The sequence below is a fragment of the Pseudomonas sp. LBUM1670 genome (genome assembly GCF_059695695.1).
This window is the reverse complement of the sequence record NZ_CP166783.1, coordinates 5343723-5368488: the sequence shown is the minus strand read 5'-3', so window position 1 is coordinate 5368488 and position 24766 is coordinate 5343723. Positions and strand designations below refer to the sequence as shown.

Here is a 24766-nt window from a genome sequence, read left to right as displayed (position 1 = left end):
CAATGTGGGAGCGGGCTTGCTCGCGAAAGCTATCTATCAGCCGCTGCAGATTTCAAGGATTGCCTTTATCTGCATCAGCCACCTGCGGCACTTGCGGCAGCGCCGCGCCTTTGGGCCATAACATCCAGATCTGACCCTGCTGTTTCATGTCTCCGGCCAATTGCCCGGCCGCTTCCCCGGTGCCCCAGAACAGATCCGCCCGAACCTCACCGGCAATCGCGCCGCCGGTGTCCTGGGCTGCCACCGGGCGAACCAGCGCCGTGCCGTCGGGCCGTGTTGTGGATAACCACATCAGACTGCCCAGCGGAATCACTTTGCGGTCCACTGCGGCGCTATAACCTGCGGTCAACGGAACATTCAGCGAGCCGCGAGGGCCTTCGTTGCTGTCCGGGTTGCGGGTGAAGAACACATAGCTGGGGTTGCTGCCGAGCAGCTCCGGAATGCGCGTCGGATTGGCCTTGGCCCAGTTGCTGATCGCACCCATGGTCACGTCTTCTTTCTTCAGCTCGCCTTGTTCCACCAACCAGCGGCCGATCGGTCGATAGGGATGGCCATTCTGGTCGGCATAAGCGATGCGCAATTGGCGGCCGTCATTGAGCTGGATGCGACCGGAGCCCTGGATTTGCAGGAATTGCAGATTCATGGGGTCGGTCAGCCACGCCACCACCGGCGCCTTGACCCCTTTGGTTTCAATCGTTGCCGCATCGTCGTAAGGCTTGAGCACGCGACCTTCAAGTCGTCCGCGCAGGCGTTTGCCTTTGAGCTCCGGGTAAATGCTGTCCAGGGAGACGATGATCATGTCCTCGGGCACGCCATACACCGGGATGTTCGCGACCGCAGTCTGGGTCAGGCTGCCGGGGTAGACCGGTTCGTAGTAACCGGTGATCAAGCCGTTGGGATTGTCGTTGGCGGCGCGCAGGCCGTAGACGTCGAGGTTCTTTTTGAGGAAGCCGCGAATGTCGTTGGCGGTTTGCGGCACATTGGCGGCAGCGGCGCAGGTCGAGCCCCAGACCGGATCGGCCTTGAGTCGGGTGCAGGCGCTGCGCCACGAACCGAAACCGGCGACCAGATCGTTATCGGACACTGCCGGCAGTGCTTCCCAGGTGGCGCTGGAATATGTCGCCAGTGCGTGGGTTTTCGGTTTGTTGTTGTCACCACCGGTGCAGCCTGCGAGCACGGCCACTAGCGGAAGGGTCCAGGCGAGGCGATGACGCCATGCCTTGAAACGGCTGTTCATGGAGTAATTCCTTTGCCGGTTGCGCGAGTGCTCCCAGCGCTCGAACAACCCGTATTGATAATAGGGCTATTGGTCTTTGTCGGTGACGCGAGGATACTGGCCGCCGTTTCCCGTGACCTGAAGCCACCATGACATTTAAAAGACTTTCCGTTGTATTGCTGGCCTGCCTGACCTTGTCCGCATGCGGCGGTGTCGATCCGAATTCGCCGCTGGGTCAGCGCAAGGCGATCTTCAAGCAAATGCTCAAGACCGGCGAAGACCTGGGCGGCATGTTGCGCGGCCGCATTCCATTCGACGGTCCGAAGTTCGCTGACGGCGCGGTGAAGCTCGATGCACTGTCCCATGAGCCGTGGAAACATTTCCCGCAAGTGCGCGAAGAAGAACACACCAGCGCCAAAAGTGATGTCTGGCAGAAACAGGCACGCTTTCAGGAAATGGCCCGCACCCTTGAAGCCACCACCGGTGAATTGGTGATTGCCAGCAAGGTTCAGCCTTACAAGGCCAGTAACCTCGGGCCGGCGGTGCAGAAAGTCGAAGATGCCTGCAGTGCGTGCCATAAAGAGTTTCGGGATCATTAAATTGCGGTGCTTTTGCTGACGTCTTCGCGGGCAAGCCCGCTCCCACAGGTGCGGCGCAATCCTTGTGGGAGCGGGCTTGCTCGCGAAGGCCGCCTGAAGATCGCCACAGTCCTCTTCTTACTTATCCAACTCGTCCAGCGCGTCCTGCAATTCCTTGCGGGACTCGGCGAGTTTGTCTTTGCGCTTGTTGATCCTCTCGGGGTCGCCTTTCTTCATGGCTTTGTCCAGGTCGGCCTGACGCTGACTGACTTCATGCTTGGCGTCGAGGACCTTGTTTTCCCGCTCCTTCTTCAACGAAGCATCGGTGCAATGAGCGGTGACTTCGCTCAGGGCTGTTTCCAGGCCCGCCTGCTGATCGGCGTTGCCGTGGGATTTGGCCAGTTCGATCTGGTTGATGATGCCCTGTTTCTTGGCGGCGCAACCGGTCAGGCCCGGGGCCTCTTCGGCGGCCATCACACCGCAAAAAGCCAGCAGGGCGAGTGGTGAAAGAAGTTTCATAAAAGCTCCATGTGCAAGTGCAATCGTGGCGATGGGCGTTTGAGCCCGTCGGCACCTTTGGGTTCCCAGGCGGGCGAGCAATCGCGGTCGCTAGAACCCGTCGATTCCCGCCGCGCGTAATGTGTCACTCAAGGCCAGGACCTGCGGGTCGCGGAAGAATGCACTCAATTGCGCCGCGCGTCCCGGGCCGATGCCGGCTTCGGCCTGCCATTGTTCGGTGTTTCGTTGTGCCAGTGCCTGCCATGAATCGGCAAGCTGCGCCTGGCCGGTCGGCGGTAATCCCAGGGCTTTGAGCCAGTGAGCAAAAGGACGTTGGCGGGCGCTGTTGAAACTGTTTAAAAGACGAGTCGTGCTGCGCTCGCCGAAGCCGTCAATGTTAGCAAGCTCTTGAGCATCGAGGGTCAACCAATCCAGCAGGCCGTTCAGGCGGCCTGTTTCGAGAAGTTTCTCCCAGGTGCCGGGACCGACATGAGGTAAGGCCAGCCCCTGCTTGCCACTGAGCCAGGCCAGCCGTGCGAGGAATTGGCTTTCGCAACCTGGCGTCGGCTGCCAGCAACTCAACGGATGAAAGTCGGCTGCCAACGGTATGTTTAATTCGGCGCGTTCAGCGGCTCGAAGGACGATGCCGTCAAGCCTGGGAATGGTCAGCCCCGCCAGGCTGATGGACACCTGATCTCCGGGGCGAATATCCAGTGTCTCCCAGCGTCGCAGGGAGCTGACGCTCACGCGTTTTATCTGCCGGTCATCGAGCGTCACCGGTTTCAGCTCCAGCACCGGTGTGATCCGTCCGGTCCGACCGACCTTGAACTCGACTTTTCGCACCTCGGCCAGCGCTTGGGCGAAAGGGTATTTCCAGGCGACGGTCCAGTAAGGTGTTTTTGCCTGCCAGCGCTCGGCCGAGGGGCGCTGGCTCTGGCGCAGGACTACACCGTCGCTGGCAAAGGGTAATGACGAGCGGTACCAGTGATCGCGCCAGCGTTCGGCATCGGCAAATGTCTGGACCGGCTGACTGTAAGGCGCCGTGCCCGGCAAACCCAGTTCATTCAGAACGGCGATGCGAGCGGGCAAGCTAACCGGGCCTTGTGGCCAATCCCAGATAAACAGCCCGATGCCAGCGGCTTGCCCGGGGGTGAGTTCCTTGCGGGCCATCAGACCCGCCACGATGGATCGGGCATTGAGACTGCCGGCTGTGGCTTGTACATGATCGGTCAGGCGCCAATAGAGTTCGCCTTGAACCAGCAAGTCTCGCGGTTGTGACAATTGCCGCGGGATGGCGGGGATAAGTTGTGCCGAGGCAGTCCAGTCCTGCCCATGTAAACCGTCACCGCGACTGATTGCCTGGTGCAGCACGCCGTTGCGATAGATCAGCGTCACGGCCACGCCGTCGACTTTCGGTTGTATCCAGATGTCTTCGCGATCGCGCAGCCAGGTTTCGACTGCACGGCCATCACGCAGTTTTTCCAGGCCCGTGTGGGCGATGGGGTGGGCGATCTTGCCGCCAGCGGTGCGCAAGGGCTCGGGCGTCGGGCCCAAGTCAAAACACTTACGCCAATCGGTCAGTCGCGAACGGGATTGATCGTAGAGTTCGTCGGCGACCAATGAGCGGCCATGGCGGTGATAACTGTCGTCCCAAATGTCGATTTGTTTTTGCAGGGCTGTGATTTCGTCAAGAGCCCGGGCGGGTGGCCAGTCGGGACAATCGGCAGCGTTTGAGATTGAGTAGATCAAGGTCAGGAAGAAAACAGAAAACAGGCGCAGAAGCATGGTGAGCGTCCTTGCTCAAGGGGATGCTTGAAGGCTAGTCAGTATTTTCGGGCAAGAAGGGTGGGTGTTTTTCCTGGTGTTTCTGGCGGTGACTGGGCTGGCCTCTTCGCGAGCAAGCCCGCTCCCACATTTGACCGAGTTGCCTGGACGAACGCGGTTTATTGTGGGAGCGGGCTTGCTCGCGAAAGAGGCGACACGGTCCCAGGCGAAAGACAATAAAAAACCCCGCACGGCGAACCGTGCAGGGCTTTTGGTACCGCCAGGGAGATCTTACAGACCGGCAGCCAGACGCAGATCGTCAGCGCGGTCGGTTTTTTCCCAGGTGAACGTGGTGAAGGTGTCTTCGCCCACGGTCTTGGTGCCCGGGGTGCGACCGAAGTGGCCGTACGCAGCGGTTTCCTGGTACATCGGGTGCAGCAGGTCGAGCATGGTGGTGATTGCGTATGGACGCAGGTCGAACACTTCGCGAACCAGTTTGACGATTTTGTCGTCGCTGATTTTGCCGGTGCCGAAGGTGTTCAACGAGATCGAAGTCGGTTGAGCAACACCGATCGCGTAGGAAACCTGAATCTCGCAACGCTCGGCCAGGCCGGCAGCGACGATGTTCTTGGCCACATAACGACCGGCGTAGGCAGCCGAACGGTCAACCTTCGATGGATCCTTACCGGAGAACGCGCCGCCGCCGTGACGGGCCATGCCGCCGTAGCTGTCGACGATGATCTTGCGACCGGTCAGACCGCAGTCACCCACCGGGCCACCGATGATGAACTGGCCAGTCGGGTTGATGTGGAACTGGGTGTCTTTGGTCAGCAGGTCGGCAGGCAGTACGTGCTTGACGATCAGCTCCATCACGCCTTCGCGCAGGTCTTTGTACGACACGTCAGGGTTGTGCTGGGTCGACAGTACAACGGCGTCGATACCGACAACCTTGCCGCCTTCGTAACGGCAGGTCACTTGCGACTTGGCGTCAGGGCGCAACCAAGGCAGCAGGCCGGATTTACGGGCTTCGGCCTGGCGCTGCACCAGTTGGTGCGAGAAAGTGATCGGTGCTGGCATCAGCACGTCGGTTTCGTTGCTGGCGTAGCCGAACATCAAGCCCTGGTCGCCGGCGCCCTGATCTTCAGGCTTGGCGCGGTCAACACCCTGGTTGATGTCAGGGGACTGCTTGCCGATGATGTTCATCACGCCGCAAGTCGCGCCGTCGAAGCCGACATTGGAACTGTTGTAGCCGATGTCGAGAATCACGTTACGGACGATGTCTTCCAGGTCGACCCAGGCCGACGTGGTGACTTCACCTGCAATGATTGCCACGCCGGTTTTTACCAGCGTCTCGCACGCCACACGGGCGAACTTGTCTTCAGCAATGATGGCGTCCAGCACCGCATCGGAAATCTGGTCGGCGATTTTGTCCGGATGCCCTTCGGACACGGACTCGGAGGTGAAGAGGGAGTATTCGCTCATCTCGATTTTTTCCTGAATTTACCGATGGTGAGTGTCGCCAGCCGGTCGCTGAAAATGGCGGACCTGGATCTGGAAACCATTACGTAAGCCTACATAGAGGCTTTCCCCGGGCACGAGTCCCGCAGCGGTGGCCCAACGGGCCAAATCGTCCTGTTCAAACCCCAACCAGAGATCACCGCAGGCCTCCCTGGCCCAACTCTGGTTGTGGCTACATAACTCTGTCACGAGCAGGCTACCGCCCGGTTGCAGCAAATCGGCCATGTGCTTGAGCGCATCGGCCGGCGCGGCAAAGTGGTGCAGCACCATGTTCAGTACAACGCAATCGGCCTTGAGCTTCACACCATTCAATGCATCGGCCAGTTGCAGGCTGACGTTAGCCAGCGTTTCACGTTCGCAGACCTGGCGCGCCAGTTCGAGCATCGCCGTGCTGTTGTCCAGCGCCGTGACGTGGGTGAAGCGGCGCGCCAGTTCCGGCAGAAAAGCGCCGTCGCCAGGGCCGACTTCAATGGCCGTGGCCCCTTCACTGAAGCTCAGTTTGTCGAGCAAGGCCACCACGCTTTCGCGGTACTGCGGCAGGCCGGCAATCAAGTCTTGCTGGGCGCGAAACTTCTCCGCCACCCGTGAGAAAAAGTCTTGGCTGGCCGCCGCCCGTTGCCCGTGGACCTGACCGATCCGCGACCGCACATCGGCCGGCAGGGTCAGGTTGTCCACTTCTTCGAGCAGCGCGGCGTGCAACTTGCCGCCCAGCAGATCAGTGTGGGGCAGGGCGCGACGGTAAAAAATCGCATTGCCTTCGCGACGCGTCGCCACCAGGTCGGCCTGGGCCAGCACCTTGAGGTGATGACTCATGCCCGACTGGCCGATGCCAAAGATCTGCGCCAGTTCCAGTACGCCGAACGAATCGTTGGCCAGCGCGCGCAATACATTCAGCCGCAGAGGATCGCCGCCGGCCTTGCACAGGGCCGCCAGCTCATCGCACTCGTCATGTTGAATGGAAGGCACGCGTAAATTCATAGGGCCAGCAGTCTAGTGATGGTCAGAAATCCCCGCAAGAGCAATATCAAAAAGTTTTGATATTGCTCGATAGATGGCACTTCTCGGGGAAAGGGTCACTCTACAAATCGTCAGCGGAAAGGTTTCACCAGGCGAATGCGACTTTATCCACCGGAAAAACGCCTTCAGATGACTATCTGTCATTGCCCCGAGGCAGGTCGGTGAGGGAAAATGCTCGCCTTTTTTCCGTTTCGTTTTATTCACTCTCGATTCAATATCCGCAGGAGAACAGCGATGCCCAGCCGTCGTGAGCGTGCCAACGCCATTCGTGCCCTCAGCATGGATGCCGTGCAAAAAGCCAACAGCGGCCATCCCGGTGCCCCTATGGGTATGGCGGATATCGCCGAAGTACTTTGGCGTGACTACCTGAAGCACAACCCGAGCAATCCATCGTTCGCCGACCGTGACCGCTTCGTGCTGTCCAACGGTCACGGCTCGATGCTGATCTACTCGCTGCTGCACCTGACCGGCTACGACCTGTCGATCGATGACCTGAAAAACTTCCGCCAGCTGCACAGCCGCACCCCGGGTCACCCGGAACTCGGCTACACCCCTGGCGTTGAAACCACCACCGGTCCACTGGGTCAGGGCCTGGCCAACGCCGTGGGTTTCGCCCTGGCAGAAAAAGTCCTGGCGGCGCAGTTCAACCGTCCGGGCCATAACGTTGTCGATCACCACACCTACGTGTTCCTGGGTGATGGCTGCATGATGGAAGGCATTTCCCACGAAGTCGGCTCGCTCGCCGGTACTTTGGGTCTGGGCAAACTGATCGCCTTCTACGATGACAACGGCATCTCCATCGACGGCGAAGTCGAAGGCTGGTTCACCGATGACACGCCAAAGCGTTTCGAAGCCTACAACTGGCAGGTCATTCGCAACGTCGACGGTCATGACCCTGAAGAGATCAAGATCGCCATCGAGACTGCTCGCAAAAGCGCGCAGCCAACCCTGATCTGCTGCAAGACCACCATCGGTTTCGGTTCGCCGAACAAGCAAGGTAAAGAAGACTGCCACGGTGCCCCATTGGGCGACGCGGAAATCGCTCTGACCCGTGCGGCGCTGAAATGGAACCACGGTCCATTTGAAATCCCGGCCAACATCTATGCCGAGTGGGACGCCAAGGAAGCCGGCCGCGCAGTTGAAGCCGAGTGGGATCAGCGTTTCGCTGCCTACTCCGCGGCTTTCCCTGAGCTGGCCAACGAGCTGATCCGTCGTCTGAGCGGCGAACTGCCGGCTGACTTCGCTGAAAAAGCTTCTGCTTATATTGCTGAAGTCGCGGCCAAGGGCGAAACCATCGCCAGCCGTAAAGCCAGCCAGAACGCACTGAACGCCTACGGCCCGATGCTGCCGGAATTCCTCGGCGGCTCCGCTGACCTGGCCGGTTCCAACCTGACCCTGTGGAAAGGTTGCAAAGGCGTCACTGCCGACGACGCCAGCGGCAACTACGTGTACTACGGCGTTCGCGAGTTCGGCATGAGCGCGATCATGAACGGCGTGGCTTTGCACGGCGGTCTGGTGCCTTACGGCGCGACCTTCCTGATGTTCATGGAATACGCGCGCAACGCCGTGCGCATGGCTTCGCTGATGAAGCAGCGCGTGCTGTTCGTTTACACCCACGACTCTATCGGTCTGGGCGAAGACGGCCCGACTCACCAGCCAATCGAGCAACTGACCAGCCTGCGCAGCACGCCGAACCTCGACACCTGGCGTCCAGCCGATGCCGTTGAATCGGCAGTGGCCTGGAAGTTCGCCCTGGAGCGCAACGACGGTCCTTCGGCCTTGATCTTCTCGCGTCAGAACCTGCAGCACCAAACCCGCAACGCGATCCAGATCGAAGAGATCTCCCGTGGCGGTTACGTGCTGAAGGACTGCGCAGGCGAGCCTGAGCTGATCCTGATCTCCACCGGTTCGGAAGTGGGCCTGGCGGTTCAGGCTTACGACAAACTGACCGAGCAGGGTCGCAAAGTGCGCGTTGTTTCGATGCCTTGCACCAGCGTGTTCGATGCCCAGGACGCCGGCTACAAGCAATCGGTTCTGCCGTTGCAGGTCAGCGCCCGTATCGCCATCGAAGCCGCTCACGCGGACTACTGGTACAAGTACGTGGGCCTGGAAGGCCGCGTCATCGGCATGACCACCTACGGCGAGTCGGCGCCTGCGCCAGCCTTGTTCGAAGAGTTCGGCTTCACCCTGGAAAACATCCTGGGTCAGGCTGAAGAGCTGCTGGAAGACTGATCCAGAAGTTGCGTCGTCCGGACTGCCGCCTTCGCGAGCAAGCCCGCTCCCACAGGGATGTACCCCGTCCATGTGGGAGCGGGCTTGCTCGCGAAGGCGCCGGTCCGGCCAACGCTGCAATGACGGATTCACCACGGTAATCGAGAACCCCATGCCTCAACCGCGTCCCTACAAAGTTGCACTCAACGGCTACGGCCGGATTGGTCGTTGCGTCTTGCGTGCGTTGTTCGAGCGAGGCTCGACGGCTGGGTTTGAGATTGTCGCGATCAACGATCTGGCGGACATGGCCAGCATCGAATACCTGACACGCTTCGACTCCACGCACGGGCGTTTTCCCGGCGAGGTGAAGGTCGACGGCGATTGTCTGCATATTAATGGCGACTGCGTGAAGGTCCTGCGCAGTGCCACCCCCGAAGGCATCGATTGGGCGTCGCTCGGCGTCGATCTGGTGCTGGAGTGCTCCGGCGCTTACCACACCCGTGAAGATGGCCAGCGCTTCCTCGACGCCGGTGCACCGCGCGTACTGTTTTCCCAGCCGATGGCCAGCGAGGCGGATGTCGACGCCACCATCGTCTATGGCGTGAACCAGGATTGCCTGACCGGCGAAGAACTGCTGGTGTCCAACGCTTCCTGCACCACCAACTGCGGCGTGCCGTTGTTGCGCTTGCTGGATCAGGCCATTGGTCTGGAATACGTGTCGATCACCACCATCCACTCGGCGATGAACGATCAGCCCGTCATTGACGCCTATCATCACGAAGACCTGCGCCGCACCCGTTCGGCGTTCCAGTCGGTGATTCCGGTGTCCACTGGTCTGGCGCGCGGCATTGAACGCCTGATGCCGGAACTTGCCGGGCGAATTCAGGCCAAAGCCGTGCGGGTGCCGACGGTGAACGTGTCTTGCCTCGACATTACGATGCAGACCGTGAGCGATACCGACGCCACCGAGGTCAACCGGATTCTGCGCGAGGCTGCCACCAGCGGCCCGCTCAAAGGCCTTCTGGCTTACACCGAGCTACCCCATGCAAGCTGTGATTTCAACCATGACCCACATTCGGCGATCGTCGATGCCAGTCAGACCCGAGTTTCCGGCCCGCGGCTGGTGAACATTCTGGCCTGGTTCGATAACGAATGGGGTTTTGCCAACCGAATGCTGGACGTTGCGGATCACTATCTGCAATCAGCTACTTCAAAAAAACCTGCTCTCTAAGAACAGCTATTCAGGAATTGCGACCCATGACCGTGTTGAAGATGACCGACCTCGATCTGCAAGGTAAGCGCGTACTGATCCGCGAAGACCTCAACGTCCCAGTCAAGGACGGTGTTGTCACCAGCGATGCGCGTATCCTGGCCTCGCTGCCGACCATCAAGCTGGCCCTGGAAAAAGGCGCGGCCGTGATGGTCTGCTCGCACCTTGGCCGTCCGACTGAAGGCGAGTTCTCGGCCGAAAACAGCCTCAAACCTGTCGCCGACTACCTGAGCAAGGCCCTGGGCCGTGAAGTGCCGCTGGTCGCCGATTACCTGGGCGGCGTTGACGTGAAGGCTGGCGACATCGTCCTGTTCGAAAACGTGCGCTTCAACAAAGGCGAGAAAAAGAACGCTGACGAACTGGCCCAGCAGTACGCCGCCCTGTGCGACGTGTTCGTGATGGACGCCTTCGGCACCGCTCACCGTGCCGAGGGTTCGACCCATGGCGTGGCCAAGTTCGCCAAAGTCGCTGCCGCTGGCCCGCTGCTGGCCGCTGAACTGGACGCACTGGGCAAAGCCCTGGGCGCCCCGGCTCAACCAATGGCCGCCATCGTTGCCGGCTCCAAGGTCTCGACCAAGCTCGACGTACTGAACAGCCTGAGCCAGATCTGCAACCAGCTGATCGTCGGCGGCGGCATTGCCAACACCTTCCTGGCCGCTGCCGGTCATCCGGTCGGCAAGTCCCTGTACGAACCGGACCTGCTGGACACCGCTCGCGAAATCGCCGCGAAAGTCAGCGTGCCGCTGCCGGTCGACGTTGTCGTCGCCAAGGAATTCGCTGAAAGCGCCACCGCGACCGTCAAGCTGATCGCCGACGTGGCGGCAGACGACATGATTCTGGACATCGGCCCACAGACCGCGGCGAATTTCGCCGAGCTGCTGAAGTCGTCCAAGACCATCCTGTGGAACGGCCCGGTCGGCGTGTTCGAATTCGACCAGTTCGGTAACGGCACCAAAGTGCTGGCCCAGGCCATCGCGGAAAGCTCGGCGTTCTCCATCGCGGGCGGCGGCGACACCCTGGCGGCCATCGACAAATATGGCGTCGCCGAGCAGATTTCCTACATTTCTACCGGCGGCGGCGCGTTCCTTGAATTCGTCGAAGGCAAAGTGTTGCCGGCGGTGGAAGTCCTGGAAAGCCGGGCCAAGGCCTGAGGTCGCTGATTTGACCGGGAAAGGGAGTGTTCAGATGGTCAAGACGCTGGCGCTGTTGATCGTTGCGGGTTCGCTGGCGGCTTGCGGGAGTAACCCGAAAGCCAAGCCGGAACCTGCGCCGCAATCGGTTGAAAAAGGCTGCTACCAGGCTGACTGGCAAGCGGAAACCAACCCGGTGATCAACAAGCGTTCCGGGCCTGATGGCCTGGACAAATACGAAACACAGACACCTGCCAAGGAACATGGTTGCCCTTGACGGGTCTGACTCCTTACTCAGGGCTGGTGGCGTGCGCTGTCAGCCGAGGAACACGGATGAAAGGTTTTATCGCCATTACGGCGCTGGCACTGCTGGCAGGTTGCTCGAATTTCAACCTGTTCAAGCCGGCCGAATCGACGGACAACTGGACCGCCTGGACCTGCGACAGCCGGGCCAAAGTGCTCTGGCGCTACACTGACGACAGCCACAAGGCCGTCGACGTGCGCCTCGGCGGGGCCGATCAGGTCTACCGCCTGAAGCTTGAGCCGGGCGCGGAAGGTTCGCTGTACAGCAACGACATGTTGGCGTTTCACGTAAAAGGTGAGGAAGGCCTGGTGTACTGGGTCGCCACCAACGATTTGATCGGCCGCGGTTGTAAAGCGCAGTAAGGCCACAGAATTTTTGCAACACCACAGACCTAATGTGGAAGCAGATCCAAATGTGGGAGCGGGCTTGCTCGCGAAAGCGTTGGTCAGCCGGCATCAATGTTGAATGTGAAACCGCATTCGCGAGCAAGCCCGCTCCCACAGTGGTTCTGTGCAGTTCTGAAGATTTTTGTAGTACCGAATGAGCGGACAGGGCCCAACCCCCGATCTGCAAAAACTTGAATAGCCGCCGCCGCTCCGGCAGGCTGGCACGATTAACGACCCAAACCGGGAGAGACACACACAATGGCACTTATCAGCATGCGCCAGATGCTGGACCACGCAGCCGAGTTCGGCTACGGCGTTCCAGCTTTCAACGTCAACAACCTTGAGCAGATGCGCGCCATCATGGAAGCCGCTGACAAGACTGACTCCCCGGTGATCGTCCAGGCCTCGGCCGGTGCTCGCAAATACGCCGGCGCGCCGTTCCTGCGTCACCTGATCCTGGCGGCAATCGAAGAATTCCCGCACATCCCGGTGTGCATGCACCAGGACCACGGCACCAGCCCTGACGTCTGCCAGCGCTCCATCCAACTGGGCTTCAGCTCGGTGATGATGGACGGTTCCCTGGGCGAAGACGGCAAGACCCCGACCGACTACGACTACAACGTGCGCGTCACCCAACAAACCGTAGCCCTGGCTCACGCCTGCGGCGTTTCGGTAGAAGGCGAGCTGGGCTGCCTGGGTTCGCTGGAAACCGGCATGGCCGGTGAAGAAGACGGCATCGGCGCCGAAGGCGTTCTGGATCACAGCCAGATGCTGACCGACCCGGAAGAAGCCGCTGACTTCGTCAAGCGCACCCAGGTCGACGCCCTGGCCATCGCCATCGGCACCAGCCACGGCGCGTACAAGTTCACCAAGCCGCCTACCGGCGACGTGCTGGCCATCGACCGCATCAAAGAGATCCACAAACGCATCCCGAACACCCACCTGGTGATGCACGGTTCGTCTTCGGTTCCGCAAGAATGGCTGGCGATCATCAACCAGTACGGCGGCGACATCAAAGAAACCTACGGCGTACCGGTTGAAGAAATCGTCGAAGGCATCAAGCACGGCGTGCGCAAGGTCAACATCGACACCGACCTGCGCCTGGCATCCACCGGCGCAATGCGTCGCCTGATGGCCACCAATCCGAGCGAGTTTGATCCGCGTAAGTTCTTCGGCGCGACTGTGACTGCGATGCGTGATGTGTGTATCGCTCGCTACGAAGCTTTCGGTACTGCCGGCAATGCTTCGAAGATCAAGGCGATTTCGTTGGAAGGGATGTATCAGCGTTATCTGAAAGGTGAGTTGAACGCTAAGGTTAATTGATAGCCGAGCGTGTAAGTAATACAAAAAACCCGCAGAGATGCGGGTTTTTTTTGTCCCAAAAAACGATGTTACCACCTCCGGTTTCGTTCTGAAGATGAGGTCGCGAAACGTGTTCCCGTTACTGCTGTTATAGCTATTTTTTATAAAAAACTGTCATTTGTGACAGGCGACTTTGATCGACAAACCACCTATTTTGACGCAGTCCGATTAAAAAGTTGGCAGAGTGATTGAAAATGCCCTGTCGCTTTGCTCGGTTTTCTGTTTTTACATAGGGATATTGAAAAATGACAGCCAATACAAATGACGAGACTGGGCTTGGTGCTAACGATGAATCTTCCCCGTTAGAAACCAGCTGGATTTACGACAGCGACCAGAAGACCCTTACCAAAGGTTTCACTTCACTTGGGCCTGCCTCGGTACAGGTCCAATTTAACATTACGAACAAAGGGGTGTCGCAATCATACGTTTATGTTCAAGCGCCACAACAAAAGATGAGTGTTTTTCCAATCGGTCCTGGAGAAACGAAGATGGTCAATCACGTGCTTGGTTTTCGTAATGCAAGTGCCATAGCCATGAAGTACACGGTGGAGTCTCCGACCAATGTAAAACAAGCCTTTTTATTCACTCCACCTACTGTCAAATTTCTGTAAAAAAAACAAAGGACCTGGCTTCCAAGTTTGCGCAGTGACCAAGAAACTTGGGGCGTGCGCCCCAAGTTCTGCGATAAAAACGCAACGATAGGTATAAGAGGCACTACTTATCGTGATCAATATCCAGCTTGCTGAACGTCACTTTCCCGCCTTCACTGGTGTACCCGGTATTGTCCTGCACATAAACCCCGGCCTTGAAGTACAGCGGCTTGACGCGCCATGTAGCGCTGATGTTGCTGTCCCACTGATAACCCGCCGCACTGATACCCAGCGCACCACCAGGACTGAGGTGGATGAGGTAGGAAAACTCCTGATCCAGTTTCACGCCGGTAGCGATGGTGATCACCCGCCCTTCGCCATCATCAGGGTGCATGCGCACTTTGGCGACGATGTTGCCGGTCTTGGTGTCGGTCTTGTACTGATACTCGACCTTGACCATGGGCTTCTGGCTTTCATAGGCGTGGATCTGGCCGATGACGATTTTGCCTGAGCTCGGCACCTGGTTCACCGCCAGGGTGGCGCGCAGGGAGTTGTCGGCGTCCGGGTAGTACCAGTTTTTCAGGGTGCCGTTGCTGTAGGTTTCCCGCAGTTCGGTGCGTGGATATTTCGCGTTTTCGGTTTTCGTGCCGGTCACCGGGGACCAGAAAAACAGCGTGCCGGTGTCGGAATGGAAGTATTGATCCTTGAAGCCTTTCACCAGTTTGGCTGTTTCAACGGTGTACGGCGGGTTGCCGACGGGAACACTGAGGTTCCAGGATGCGAGATCGATCATAAGGCAAAAGCTTCCACGGATTTTTGCAGCACGGACGTACCAAAAGCTCTAGCACGCGCCTTGGAGGCGGTCTTTATAAGCGTAGAAGGCTATTTTGTTAACGCCTGTCTGACAAATGGATGACGTCAAAATCCTGTTAAAAGGCCATCTCTCCCGTTTTTAGAGGGCTGTAGAGGTGACCGTTAGTCGGCAAATGAACTCATTAGTTAAATGATGGCGTACTGATATCTTCTGCTTTCCCGAATCCCGGTCTAGAGTGAAGGCTTGTTATTTGTCCGGTTTTCACGAGAAGCCGGCCTGACGCCCCGAAAAGAGAAGCAGCATGGAATGCGCTCAAGCCACGCCAAGCGAAGACAGCTCAACCCTATTAATCGTTGATGATTACCCTGAAAACCTGATCAGCATGCGCGCGTTGCTGCAGCGTCAGGATTGGCGGGTCATGACGGCTGCGTCCGGTTTTGAAGCCCTGAGTCTTCTACTCGAACACGATATCGACCTGGTACTGCTGGATGTGCAGATGCCGGGCATGGACGGTTTTGAAGTGGCGCGCCTGATGCGCGGCAGCCAGCGCACCCGCCTGACGCCGATCATTTTCCTGACCGCCAATGAACAGTCCCAGGACGCCGTGATCAAGGGCTACGCCAGCGGTGCGGTGGATTACCTGTTCAAGCCGTTCGATCCGCAAATCCTCAAGCCCAAAGTCCAGGCATTGCTTGAGCATCAGCGCAATCGCCGGACGTTGCAGCGCCTGAGCCACGATCTGGAGGTCGCGCGCGCCTTTAATGCCTCGGTGCTGGACAACGCCGCCGAAGGCATTCTGGTGGTCGGCGAGGACGGTTTGATTCGCTTTGCCAACCCGGCGATGTCGCGACTGCTCAGTGCCACGGTGCAAGACCTGCAAGGCAAAGAGTTTCTGGATTACCTGCAAAAGCCGCATATCCCGGTCTGGGCCGATTCCGAGTTGCTCGCCGGTTACAAGTGCGGCGAAACCTTGCGCCTGCATGACGCGATGCTGCGTACGGCCCCCGGCCAGCAGGTGCCTGTGGCGCTGTCTTGCGCGCCACTGCCCACCGAACAACATGCGATGGTAGTGACGGTGCTGGACATGTCGGTGGTGCGCCACCTGCATCAGCAACTGGAATTCCAGGCGGTGACCGACCCGTTGACCGGGCTGCTCAATCGCCGGGGCTTTTATCAGACGGTGGAAAACCTGCTGCTGCGCGGCGAGCGCTCTGACAGCGCGTGGGTGTTGCTGTACCTCGACCTCGACGGTTTCAAACGGGTCAACGATTCTCTTGGCCATGATGCCGGCGACCGCGTGCTGCGCTGGGTCTCCGAACAGTTGAAGGCGTGCTTGCGGCCGTTCGACATTCTGGCGCGCATGGGCGGCGATGAGTTCACGGCGCTGCTCGACCTGGAGTTCCCCGAGCAAGCGGCGAAAATTGCCGAGAAGCTCATCGAGCGGGTGTCGATCTGTCAGCAGATCGATGGTCTGGATATCGCCCTGGGCGCCAGCATCGGCATTGCCACGTACCCGGATTGTGGGGCCAATCTCGATGGATTGATGCGCGCGTCCGACATCGCCATGTACGAGGCCAAGCGCGCCGGCCGTCAGCAATATCGCTTCTATGACCATGACATGAATGGCCGGGCGCGCTCGCGGCTGATGCTCGAAGAAAGTGTGCGCAGCGCCATCGAAAACCGTGATTTCAATCTGGTGTATCAGCCGCAGGTGGCCATCGACGGCGGGCAGATTCGCGGGTTCGAAGCGCTCTTGCGCTGGCAGCACCCGAGTGTCGGCGACGTACCGCCCGGGCTGTTTTTACCGTTGTTGGAAGAAGCGCGGTTGATCAGCCGACTGAGCAGCTGGATTTACCACCAAGGCGCCGGGCAACGCAAAGCCTGGGAAACCCTGTTTGCCGAAGATCTGGTGCTGGGCGTCAGTTTGAGCAGCACGCAATTCGGCATGCCCAACCTGGTCACCGAGTTGCGCCAGGTGCTGGAACGTCATGGCTTGCAGGCGCGTCATCTGGAAGTCGAGGTCACTGAAGAGGCCTTGATGCACAACCCCGAGGAAACTCGTAAGCAGCTGCGTCTGCTGCACAACCTGGGCGTGCGCGTGGCGCTGGATGACTTCGGTTCCGGGCCGTGCTCGCTGTCCCATCTGCGCGACCTGGAGCTGGACACGCTCAAGTTCGACCGCCAAATGATCTCCCGGTTACCTGAATCCTCACGGGACGCTGCGCTGGTGCGCAATGTGATCGACCTGTGCAAACAATACGGAATGCTGGTGATTGCCGAAGGGGTGGAAACCGTCGCGCAATATGAGTGGCTGCAAGCCAATGGTTGCGAGTACGTGCAAGGTTTCCTGGTTGCGCACCCGATGGAGGCCGAAGAAGTCCCAACCTTTGTGCAGCCGTTCGACTGGAGCGCGCTGACGGACTGAATTCGCTACACTGGCGACCTTTTCATCATTGATGTTGCCGCCCCGATGATTGCCTTGAAATTCCTCCAGGCCTATCCCGCTGCATTGCAGGACCAGGTGCGCCGGCTGATCACCGAAGGTCGGCTGGGCGATTACCTGAGCCAGCGTTACCCGCAAAAGCACGACGTGCAGAGCGACAAGGCGTTGTACACCTATGCGCTGGACCTGAAACAGGAATACCTGCGTAACGCCCCGGCCATCGACAAGGTGTTGTTCGACAACCGTCTGGACCTGACCCACCGCGCCCTCGGCCTACATACCACGATCTCTCGGGTGCAGGGCGGCAAGCTCAAGGCCAAGAAAGAAATCCGGGTGGCTTCGTTGTTCAAGGAAGCCCCCGCTGAATTTTTGAAAATGATCGTGGTGCACGAACTGGCGCACTTCAAGGAGTCGGATCACAACAAGGCGTTCTACAAGCTGTGCGAACACATGTTGCCGGGGTATCACCAGGTCGAGTTCGATTTGCGGGTGTACCTGACGTGGCGGGAAATGCAATAAAAGATCGCAGCCTGCGGACACCCGTAGGAGCTGCCGAAGGCTGCGATCTTTTGATCTTCAAATTAATACGGAACGCGCAGATGGACGTGAGCAAGACCAAGAGCAGCTTCTATCGCCGCTTGTACGTGGCGTACCTGATCGACAGCGGGCTGGCCATCAGCGTCCCGGCACTGACCGATGTGACCGGCATGCCCCGGCGCACGGCCCAGGACACCATTGCGGCGTTGGCGGATCTGGACATCATTTGCGAGTTCGAGCAGGAAGAGGGTGCGCGCAATCACGCCGGGCGTTATCGGATTCGCCAGTGGGGAGCGATTGATCGGGGGTGGATCGAGCGTAATCTGCGGCAGATTAAAGCGGTGTTGGAGTATCCCTAGCTTCTGCGGTGTTTGACTTGCTCGCGAAAGGGCCTTAAGAACGACGCATCCCGATATGCGGAATACCATCTTCCAGGTATTCCTCACCCGCCACGACAAACCCGTACCGCCCGTAATACCCCTGCAAATGCGCCTGCGCCGACAGATAAACCGGCACTTCCGGCCAGCGCTTTTCCGCCTGCTTCAACGCCTGGGCGATCAGCTCATGACCCAACCCTTTGCCGCGATGATCCGGCGCGGTAATCACCCGCCCGATCACCACATCGCCGCCCTGTAATTCAGGATCGAGCAACCGCAGGTACGCCACCAGTCGATCCCCGTCCCAGGCCATCAGATGGCAGGTGTCACCTTCCAGATCCTGGCCATCAACGTCTTGATACACGCATTTCTGCTCCACAACGAACACCTCTGCGCGCAGCTGCAGAACGGCGTACAGCTGCTCTTTGCCCAGATCGCTGTGGTGTTTGCAGATCCAATCGATTGCCATCTTCACATTCCTTTGACTCAGTCGCTCCGATACTAAGCGCCCGGACGAAAGTTGTCTGTATGGCAGAGGAATCTGTGACAAAGGCCAAAATGCCATCATTCATTTCGTGCGGCGTTGTCTTCTTTGTGTAATCTGAGATGAGGCGCTGTGCAGTGGCTTCGATGAGCTAATGTCAGTACCTGGGTTTCGCCGGTACGGGGCCTTGGAGTTATGGCAGAAAACGTCGGGCAGTCGCCCGCTAAGGATTTTCGAGCATGCCGCGATTGCATCGAGCTTTGGCTTTGATTGGATTGCTGTTGCTGACTCAGAGCGCGGCAGCGGAAAAGCTGCGGCTGGTCGCCGATTTATGGCCACCCTTTACCGACGCCACGCTGATCAACGGCGGGTTGGCCACCGATATCGTCAGCACCGCGCTGGCCCGGGCCGGCTATGCCAGCGATTTCGAACAGGTGCCCTGGGCGCGTGCGCTGCTTGGATTGGGGGAAGGGCGTTACGACGTGTTGGTGAACGCTTGGTACGCCGATGAGCGCACCAGGCTCGGCCAGTTTTCCGGCGAGTACCTGCTCAACCGCGTGCGCTTTCTCAAGCGCAAGGACGCGCCGATCGAATTCAACAACTTGCAGCAACTGCACACTTATCCGATGGCGGTGGTGCGCGGTTATGCCTATTCACCCGCGTTCGATGAAGACGCCTCGCTGCAGAAAATCCCGGTGCACAGCTTCGCCATGGCCGTGCGCATGGTCGCCGCCGACCGCGTCAAACTGACCCTGGAGGATGAATACGTCGCGCGTTACTACCTTGCGCGGGAATCAGCCAAAGTGCGCAATGCCGTGGAGTTTTTGCCCAAGCCGTTGAGCGAGAACAGCCTGCATATTCTGGTCAGCCTGAAAAATCCGCAGCATGAAGAGATCGTGGCGGGTTTTGATCGGGAGATTGCCGGGATGAAGGCGGATGGGAGTTATGAGCGGTTGATGAAGGCGCATGGCATGTAGTTTTTGTGGTGTTGCTGATGGCCCCTTCGCGAGCAAGCCCGCTCCCACACTTGATCTGTGTCATACACATTATTTGTATCCGCCGGAGATCCAGTGTGGGAGCGGGCTTGCTCGCGAAGAGGCCGGCCCAGTCACCACACCTCTCAATCCTCGCCTGTATCCTTGATGAGATGCGCCGCCAGCGTCCGCAACGGCCCCAACTGCCGGCATATCAACGCCAACTGCGTCTGCACCAACCGCTGGCCTTCGTCGATTTCATCGGGCATCTGTTCCAGCGCATTGGCCAGCGCCTCTTCCTCATCGCTCTGAATCGCAATCGGCAGTTTGCTCGCCAGGCCTTGAGCGATCTCATCAATGCTCGCCGCCAGTTTCACCCCGGCACCTTCGATCAAGTGTTCGCGCACCTCCGCCGGCAGCTGGGTTTCACGGTGTGCGCCCAATCCTGACAAATAGCTGAGCAAGGTGTGCGACAACACCAGGAAGCGGAACCCGACATCCGCTTCCTTACGGAAATGCCCCGGCTCCATCAGCATGTTGGCCAGCGTCGTCGACAGCGCCGCATCGGCGTTGTGCGCGTTGCGCCGCGCCAGGCGATAAGCCAGGTCGTCGCTCTTGCCGGCGGCGTATTGCTGCATGATCTGGCGCAGGTAAATGCTGTTGCAGGTCAGGGTATTGGCCAGCACTTTGTTCAAGCGTCGGCCCTGCCAGTCGGGCAGGAACAGGAACACCGCGAGCCCGGCGATCAGGCTACCCAGCAAGGTATCCAACAGTCGCGGCAGGAACAGCCCGTAACCATCCCCGACCTGATTGAAGCAGAACAGCACCATCAAGGTGATCGCCGCCGTCGCCAGGGTGTAGCGCGTGGTGCGGTTGGTAAAGAACACCACCCCGGCGGCAATCGCGAAGCACGACTGGATCAGTGGATTCGGGAACAGATCAAACAGCGCCCAGGCCAGGGTCAGGCCGATGGCGGTGCCGATGATCCGCTGGCCGAGCTTGCGCCGGGTCGCGCCGTAGTTCGGTTGGCAGACGAACAGCGTGGTGAGGATGATCCAGTAACCCTGGGACGGGTGAATCAGATGCACCATGCCGTAGCCGATGCTCAACGCCAGCGGCAAACGCAGGGCGTGGCGGAACAGCAGCGAGGTCGGCGTCAGCTGTGTGCGCAAGCGCATCCACACATCCTTGAGGCTGCGTGGCGAGCGGTCGAGCAGGCTGCTGTCAGTGGCGTCGGCAAGGGCGTCGGGGTTGCTCGCGTCACTGAGCAAACGGTCGAGGGTGCCGAGGTTAGCCGCCAGTGCGCGCAAGGATCGCAGCAGTCCGCGCCAGGCCGGGTTGCTTTGGATGCGCAGGTGTTCGAGGGAGGCGTGCAGGTCGCTGAGGGCTTCGGCAAAACTGGCGTCGTAGATGAACGGCTGGCGCATCTGGATCGATTCCGCCAGCGCCCGGCAGGCTTTGCCTTGCTGGCGCAGCAGGCGCTGACAGCGGAACAGCACGTCGCTGTGAAAGAACGCATCGGCCAGCGCGTTATACGGATAGTGCGAGGAACTGGCGCGCTCGTGGATGTCCTGGGCGAGGAAGTAGAGTTTCAGGTAGCGGCTGACTTTCGAGCCCGGTCGGCCATTGCCGACCCGGTGCAGAATGATTTCCTTGGCGGCGTTCAGTGCCGCGACGACCCGGCCGTTCTGCTGGGCCAGTTCCAGCCGGCGTGCTTCCACGTCCATCTGCCGGATCGGCTCGAACAGCGACGATTTCAGCTTCAGGTAAAAGCCCAATTCGCGGAACAACCGCGCCAGGCTCTGCTGCACCGGCTGATTGGAAAACATCGCCTGCCACAACACCGAGAGCAAGCCGTACCACGCCGCACCGGCCACCAGCAGCACCGGCTCGTGCCAGAAATCTGTCACCGCGCCGCCGCGCTGGTCCACGCCGATCATGGTGTAGACCGACAGAATCAATGTCGCCGAGGCAATCGCCCCATAGCGTTCGCCCAGGGCGCCGAGCATGGTCAGGCAGAAGCTTGCCAGCGCGAAGGCGATGATGAAGAGGATGGGGTAGGGGAAGAGCAGTTCGACGGACAGGGCCGCGACGATGAAGCACACCAGCGTCACGGCCAGCGAATTGAGGCGGCCCTGCCAACTGTCGTCGGTCTCGGCCAGGGCGCTGGCGATGATCCCCAGGAACAGCGGGATCAGCAGCCCCATTTCATCCTGATACCAACACAGCGCCATGCTGCCGGTCAGGGCGATGAACACCCGCACGCTGTAACTGAATTTATCCAGCGCCCAGAGGCGACGCAGAGACTGACGAAAAGGGGTCGATGGCATGAAGTGCGAAGGCCTTCCGAGGCAATGACGCTAAATTGAGCCAGTAATGACGCCGACGCAATGCCGCCGATCACATCTGGCGGCAAAATCTGTTCATTCAAGTCCAACACTTAACCAATGTGGGAGCGGGCTTGCTCGCGAAGGCGTCGGTACATTCAACATTTACGTTGACTGATATACCGCCTTCGCGAGCAAGCCCGCTCCCACATTTGATTTGTGTACATCCTTCAATCAGACGAATTGTGCGGCGGCGTAACCGGAGGCCCAGGCCCACTGGAAATTGAAGCCGCCCAGGTGCCCGGTGACATCAAGCACTTCACCGATGAAATACAAACCAGGGCTTTTCAGTGACTCCATGGTCTTGGACGACACCTCGTGGGTATCGACGCCACCCAGCGTCACTTCGGCCGTGCGATAACCTTCAGTGCCGGCCGGCACGACTTTCCAGCTCGCCAGTTTCTCGGCGATGTCGGCAATTTCCGCGTGGGTGTACTGCTTCATCGGTTTGGAGACGAACCAGTTGTCCGCCAGCAAATTGGCCATCTTCTTGGTGAAGATTTCCCCCAACAGGGTTTTCAGTTCGCTGTTCGGACGTTCGGCTTGCTGCTGTTGCAGCCAGGTCGGCACGTCGTGGTCCGGCATCAGGTTGATTTCAACCGTGTCGCCGGATTCCCAGAACGAAGAAATCTGCAAAATCGCCGGGCCACTGAGACCACGGTGAGTGAACAGGATGTTCTCGCGGAAACTCTGGTCGTTGCAGCTCACCAGACAGTCCACAGAAGTACCGGACAGCTCGGTGCAAAGCTCCTTGAGCTGATCGGTGATGGTGAATGGCACAAGCCCGGCGCGGGTCGGCAGCAAGTCGTGGCCGAACTGTTTAGCGACCTGATAGCCGAAACCGGTGGCGCCCAAGGTCGGAATCGACAGGCCGCCCGTGGCGATCACCAACGATTCGCAGGTGATCTGGTCCAGCGTTGTGTCCAACAAGTAACCGCTTTCAAGCTTCTCGATGGTCTGGATCGAGGTGTCCAGGTGCAGGCTGACGCCGACCTGATCGCACTCGTTGAGCAGCATCTCGAGGATGTCGCTGGATTTGTTATCGCAGAACAGCTGGCCGAGTTTTTTCTCGTGGTACGGCACGCCGTGTTTGGCGACCATCCCGATGAAATCCCACTGGGTGTAGCGCGCCAGTGCGGATTTGCAGAAGTGTTCGTTTTGCGAAAGGAAATTGCCAGGTTCGGAGTACATATTGGTGAAGTTGCAGCGTCCACCGCCCGACATCAGGATTTTCTTGCCGGCCTTGTTCGCGTGGTCGAGCAACATCACCTTGCGCCCGCGCCCGGCGGCGGTCAGTGCACACATCAACCCTGCGGCGCCAGCGCCAATGATCACGACTTCGGTAGAGCGCAAAACGGTGTCCTCACACAAATATTAAATTCACCGGGAAACCAATGTGGGAGCGGGCTTGCTCGCGAAAGCGGTGTGTCAGTCAGCCTATATGCCAACTGACAGATTGCATTCGCGAGCAAGCCCGCTCCCACAGGGGATCTCCGTTGGGGCGAAGATCTCTTACAAAATGCGAACGCGCAACGAACGGCCTTTGATCTTGCCGTCATTCAGGCGCTGCAAGGCTTGCTTGGCGATTCCGCGTTCCACGGCCACGTAGGCCTGGAAGTCGAAAATTGCAATCTTGCCGACCTGGGCGCCCGGAATGCCGGCATCGCCGGTCAATGCACCCAGGATGTCACCCGGACGAACCTTGTCTTTACGGCCCGCGCCGATGACCAGCGTGCTCATTTGCGGCAGCAACGGTCCGCCGCCCTGGGACTTGAGGCTGTCCAGTTGATCCCAGCTCAACGGCGACTTCTGCAGTTGCTCGATGGCCTGGGCGCGGTGCGCTTCGGACGGGGCGACCAGGCTGATCGCAATGCCTTTCTCGCCAGCACGACCGGTACGGCCAACGCGGTGAATGTGGATTTCCGAATCACGGGCCAGTTCGACGTTGATCACCATGTCCAGCGCATCGATGTCCAGACCGCGCGCGGCGACGTCGGTGGCAACCAGTACCGAAGTACTGCGGTTGGCGAACATCGCCAGCACCTGGTCACGATCACGTTGTTCCAGATCGCCGTGCAGGCCGACGGCGGAGATGCCTTTGGCAGTCAGGTGATCAACGGTTTCCTGAACCTGCTGCTTGGTGAAGCAGAAGGCCACGCAAGAGGCCGGACGGTGATGCGCGAGGACCTTGACCACGGCGTCCATGCGCTCTTCCGGGGAAATCTCGTAGAAACGCTGCTCGATCTGCGTGTCGTCGTGGAACGCCTCGGCCTTCACGATCTGAGGGGTGCGCATGAATTTCGCCGCCAGTTGCTTGATACCCGTCGGGTACGTGGCGGAGAACAGCAGGGTCTGGCGGCGTTCCGGGGTCTGGGCAATGATTTCTTCGATGGAATCGTAGAAACCCATGTCGAGCATGCGGTCGGCTTCGTCGAGGATCAGCGTGTTCAGGCCATGGAGCACCAGCGAACCTTTGCGCAAATGTTGCTGAAGGCGGCCCGGGGTTCCGACGATGATGTGCGCGCCATGCTCCAGCGAACCGATCTGCGGGCCGAAGGACACGCCGCCACACAGGGTCAGGACCTTGATGTTGTCTTCGGAGCGGGCCAGGCGACGGATTTCCTTGGCAACCTGGTCAGCCAGCTCGCGCGTCGGGCAAATGACCAGCGCCTGGCAACCGAAGAAGCGCGGATTGATCGGGTTCAGCAGGCCGATACCGAAGGCGGCGGTCTTGCCGCTGCCGGTCTTGGCCTGGGCGATCAGGTCCATCCCCTTGAGGATCACCGGCAAGCTTTGCGCCTGGATCGGCGTCATCTGGGCATAACCGAGGGAGTCGAGGTTAGCCAGCATGGCGGCGGACAGCGGCAAAGTGTTAAAAGCGGTGGCGATGGTGGTCACGGGACTGG

22 protein-coding genes are annotated in these 24766 nt (G+C 59.4%); 12 read left to right on the top strand and 10 right to left on the bottom strand.

Annotation, left to right across the window (positions count from 1 at the left end):
- Window positions 1-52: 52 nt before the first annotated feature.
- Complete coding sequence (gene mltA / locus ACA073_RS24560; RefSeq protein ID WP_497400129.1) at window positions 53-1237, bottom strand: murein transglycosylase A; 1185 nt, start codon at window positions 1235-1237, stop codon at window positions 53-55.
- Between the two features lie 128 nt (window positions 1238-1365).
- Between mltA and ACA073_RS24555 the strand changes: the two genes are divergently transcribed.
- Entirely contained in the window at window positions 1366-1815 is a 450-nt protein-coding gene (locus ACA073_RS24555) for a c-type cytochrome (RefSeq protein ID WP_497400127.1), read from the top strand.
- A gap of 117 nt (window positions 1816-1932) precedes the next feature.
- On the opposite strand, the gene ACA073_RS24550 is transcribed toward ACA073_RS24555, so the two are convergent.
- The 4 genes from ACA073_RS24550 to ACA073_RS24535 all read right to left on the bottom strand — a co-directional run bounded on the left by ACA073_RS24550 (window position 1933) and on the right by ACA073_RS24535 (window position 6552).
- Window positions 1933-2313 carry a DUF1090 domain-containing protein gene (locus tag ACA073_RS24550; protein ID WP_497400125.1) on the bottom strand — a complete coding sequence of 127 codons (381 nt, stop codon included), beginning with the start codon at window positions 2311-2313 and terminating at the stop codon, window positions 1933-1935.
- Window positions 2314-2403: 90 nt separating this feature from the next.
- The gene (gene ligB / locus ACA073_RS24545; RefSeq protein ID WP_497400123.1) at window positions 2404-4077 is read right to left on the bottom strand and encodes an NAD-dependent DNA ligase LigB; all 1674 of its coding nucleotides are present in this window, start codon (window positions 4075-4077) and stop codon (window positions 2404-2406) included.
- 270 nt (window positions 4078-4347) lie between these two features.
- Window positions 4348-5538: a methionine adenosyltransferase gene (gene metK, locus ACA073_RS24540; RefSeq protein ID WP_461952852.1), complete on the bottom strand. Its 1191-nt coding sequence runs from the start codon at window positions 5536-5538 to the stop codon at window positions 4348-4350.
- A gap of 18 nt (window positions 5539-5556) precedes the next feature.
- The gene (locus ACA073_RS24535) at window positions 5557-6552 is read right to left on the bottom strand and encodes an ArsR/SmtB family transcription factor (RefSeq protein ID WP_497400121.1); all 996 of its coding nucleotides are present in this window, start codon (window positions 6550-6552) and stop codon (window positions 5557-5559) included.
- A 273-nt stretch (window positions 6553-6825) separates the two neighbouring features.
- Between ACA073_RS24535 and tkt the strand changes: the two genes are divergently transcribed.
- The 7 genes from tkt (at window position 6826) to ACA073_RS24500 (ending at window position 13865) form a co-directional block, all read left to right on the top strand.
- The gene (tkt, locus tag ACA073_RS24530) at window positions 6826-8823 is read left to right on the top strand and encodes a transketolase (protein WP_497400119.1); all 1998 of its coding nucleotides are present in this window, start codon (window positions 6826-6828) and stop codon (window positions 8821-8823) included.
- A 151-nt stretch (window positions 8824-8974) separates the two neighbouring features.
- Entirely contained in the window at window positions 8975-10033 is a 1059-nt protein-coding gene (gene epd, locus ACA073_RS24525) for an erythrose-4-phosphate dehydrogenase (protein WP_497400117.1), read from the top strand.
- Window positions 10034-10059: 26 nt separating this feature from the next.
- Window positions 10060-11223: a phosphoglycerate kinase gene (locus tag ACA073_RS24520; protein ID WP_497400115.1), complete on the top strand. Its 1164-nt coding sequence runs from the start codon at window positions 10060-10062 to the stop codon at window positions 11221-11223.
- Between the two features lie 34 nt (window positions 11224-11257).
- A complete protein-coding gene (locus ACA073_RS24515) occupies window positions 11258-11479 on the top strand; it encodes a hypothetical protein (RefSeq protein WP_497400113.1) in 222 nt (73 codons plus the stop codon).
- 56 nt (window positions 11480-11535) lie between these two features.
- A complete protein-coding gene (locus tag ACA073_RS24510; protein WP_497400111.1) occupies window positions 11536-11868 on the top strand; it encodes an MliC family protein in 333 nt (110 codons plus the stop codon).
- A 282-nt stretch (window positions 11869-12150) separates the two neighbouring features.
- On the top strand, window positions 12151-13215 hold the full coding sequence (gene fba / locus ACA073_RS24505) for a class II fructose-bisphosphate aldolase (protein ID WP_053163154.1): 1065 nt from the start codon (window positions 12151-12153) through the stop codon (window positions 13213-13215).
- A 284-nt stretch (window positions 13216-13499) separates the two neighbouring features.
- On the top strand, window positions 13500-13865 hold the full coding sequence (locus ACA073_RS24500; RefSeq protein WP_497400109.1) for a hypothetical protein: 366 nt from the start codon (window positions 13500-13502) through the stop codon (window positions 13863-13865).
- Window positions 13866-13968: 103 nt separating this feature from the next.
- Here ACA073_RS24500 and ACA073_RS24495 read toward each other — a convergent pair whose 3' ends face one another.
- Window positions 13969-14637 (bottom strand): polysaccharide lyase family 7 protein, encoded by a 669-nt coding sequence (locus ACA073_RS24495; protein WP_497400107.1) that lies wholly within the window; start codon window positions 14635-14637, stop codon window positions 13969-13971.
- A 322-nt stretch (window positions 14638-14959) separates the two neighbouring features.
- Here ACA073_RS24495 and ACA073_RS24490 point away from each other — a divergent pair, with 322 nt between their 5' ends.
- From ACA073_RS24490 to ACA073_RS24480, 3 genes are all read left to right on the top strand, one after another.
- Window positions 14960-17083 (top strand): putative bifunctional diguanylate cyclase/phosphodiesterase, encoded by a 2124-nt coding sequence (locus tag ACA073_RS24490; protein ID WP_497400105.1) that lies wholly within the window; start codon window positions 14960-14962, stop codon window positions 17081-17083.
- Window positions 17084-17128: 45 nt separating this feature from the next.
- Window positions 17129-17620 carry a M48 metallopeptidase family protein gene (locus tag ACA073_RS24485; RefSeq protein WP_461952861.1) on the top strand — a complete coding sequence of 164 codons (492 nt, stop codon included), beginning with the start codon at window positions 17129-17131 and terminating at the stop codon, window positions 17618-17620.
- 80 nt (window positions 17621-17700) lie between these two features.
- Window positions 17701-17997, top strand: a complete 297-nt coding sequence (locus tag ACA073_RS24480; RefSeq protein ID WP_497400103.1) for a winged helix-turn-helix domain-containing protein — start codon at window positions 17701-17703, stop codon at window positions 17995-17997.
- A 34-nt stretch (window positions 17998-18031) separates the two neighbouring features.
- Here the strand turns inward: ACA073_RS24480 and ACA073_RS24475 are convergent, their stop codons facing one another.
- Entirely contained in the window at window positions 18032-18484 is a 453-nt protein-coding gene (locus ACA073_RS24475; RefSeq protein WP_497400101.1) for a GNAT family N-acetyltransferase, read from the bottom strand.
- A 254-nt stretch (window positions 18485-18738) separates the two neighbouring features.
- Between ACA073_RS24475 and ACA073_RS24470 the strand changes: the two genes are divergently transcribed.
- A complete protein-coding gene (locus ACA073_RS24470) occupies window positions 18739-19476 on the top strand; it encodes a substrate-binding periplasmic protein (RefSeq protein ID WP_497400099.1) in 738 nt (245 codons plus the stop codon).
- Window positions 19477-19619: 143 nt separating this feature from the next.
- Here ACA073_RS24470 and yccS read toward each other — a convergent pair whose 3' ends face one another.
- The 3 genes from yccS to dbpA form a co-directional block, all read right to left on the bottom strand.
- Window positions 19620-21803 carry a YccS family putative transporter gene (gene yccS / locus ACA073_RS24465; RefSeq protein WP_497400097.1) on the bottom strand — a complete coding sequence of 728 codons (2184 nt, stop codon included), beginning with the start codon at window positions 21801-21803 and terminating at the stop codon, window positions 19620-19622.
- A gap of 231 nt (window positions 21804-22034) precedes the next feature.
- Window positions 22035-23213: a BaiN/RdsA family NAD(P)/FAD-dependent oxidoreductase gene (locus ACA073_RS24460; RefSeq protein ID WP_497400095.1), complete on the bottom strand. Its 1179-nt coding sequence runs from the start codon at window positions 23211-23213 to the stop codon at window positions 22035-22037.
- A gap of 159 nt (window positions 23214-23372) precedes the next feature.
- On the bottom strand, window positions 23373-24710 hold the full coding sequence (gene dbpA, locus ACA073_RS24455) for an ATP-dependent RNA helicase DbpA (protein ID WP_497404218.1): 1338 nt from the start codon (window positions 24708-24710) through the stop codon (window positions 23373-23375).
- Window positions 24711-24766 lie beyond the last annotated feature (56 nt).

Coding starts and splice junctions, on each gene's coding strand:
- mltA (WP_497400129.1), bottom strand. CDS start 1,237: ATGAACAGCCGTTTCAAGGCATGGCGTCATCGCCTCGCCTGGACCCTT.
- ACA073_RS24555 (WP_497400127.1), top strand. CDS start 1,366: ATGACATTTAAAAGACTTTCCGTTGTATTGCTGGCCTGCCTGACCTTG.
- ACA073_RS24550 (WP_497400125.1), bottom strand. CDS start 2,313: ATGAAACTTCTTTCACCACTCGCCCTGCTGGCTTTTTGCGGTGTGATG.
- ligB (WP_497400123.1), bottom strand. CDS start 4,077: ATGCTTCTGCGCCTGTTTTCTGTTTTCTTCCTGACCTTGATCTACTCA.
- metK (WP_461952852.1), bottom strand. CDS start 5,538: ATGAGCGAATACTCCCTCTTCACCTCCGAGTCCGTGTCCGAAGGGCAT.
- ACA073_RS24535 (WP_497400121.1), bottom strand. CDS start 6,552: ATGAATTTACGCGTGCCTTCCATTCAACATGACGAGTGCGATGAGCTG.
- tkt (WP_497400119.1), top strand. CDS start 6,826: ATGCCCAGCCGTCGTGAGCGTGCCAACGCCATTCGTGCCCTCAGCATG.
- epd (WP_497400117.1), top strand. CDS start 8,975: ATGCCTCAACCGCGTCCCTACAAAGTTGCACTCAACGGCTACGGCCGG.
- ACA073_RS24520 (WP_497400115.1), top strand. CDS start 10,060: ATGACCGTGTTGAAGATGACCGACCTCGATCTGCAAGGTAAGCGCGTA.
- ACA073_RS24515 (WP_497400113.1), top strand. CDS start 11,258: ATGGTCAAGACGCTGGCGCTGTTGATCGTTGCGGGTTCGCTGGCGGCT.
- ACA073_RS24510 (WP_497400111.1), top strand. CDS start 11,536: ATGAAAGGTTTTATCGCCATTACGGCGCTGGCACTGCTGGCAGGTTGC.
- fba (WP_053163154.1), top strand. CDS start 12,151: ATGGCACTTATCAGCATGCGCCAGATGCTGGACCACGCAGCCGAGTTC.
- ACA073_RS24500 (WP_497400109.1), top strand. CDS start 13,500: ATGACAGCCAATACAAATGACGAGACTGGGCTTGGTGCTAACGATGAA.
- ACA073_RS24495 (WP_497400107.1), bottom strand. CDS start 14,637: ATGATCGATCTCGCATCCTGGAACCTCAGTGTTCCCGTCGGCAACCCG.
- ACA073_RS24490 (WP_497400105.1), top strand. CDS start 14,960: ATGGAATGCGCTCAAGCCACGCCAAGCGAAGACAGCTCAACCCTATTA.
- ACA073_RS24485 (WP_461952861.1), top strand. CDS start 17,129: ATGATTGCCTTGAAATTCCTCCAGGCCTATCCCGCTGCATTGCAGGAC.
- ACA073_RS24480 (WP_497400103.1), top strand. CDS start 17,701: ATGGACGTGAGCAAGACCAAGAGCAGCTTCTATCGCCGCTTGTACGTG.
- ACA073_RS24475 (WP_497400101.1), bottom strand. CDS start 18,484: ATGGCAATCGATTGGATCTGCAAACACCACAGCGATCTGGGCAAAGAG.
- ACA073_RS24470 (WP_497400099.1), top strand. CDS start 18,739: ATGCCGCGATTGCATCGAGCTTTGGCTTTGATTGGATTGCTGTTGCTG.
- yccS (WP_497400097.1), bottom strand. CDS start 21,803: ATGCCATCGACCCCTTTTCGTCAGTCTCTGCGTCGCCTCTGGGCGCTG.
- dbpA (WP_497404218.1), bottom strand. CDS start 24,710: ATGCTGGCTAACCTCGACTCCCTCGGTTATGCCCAGATGACGCCGATC.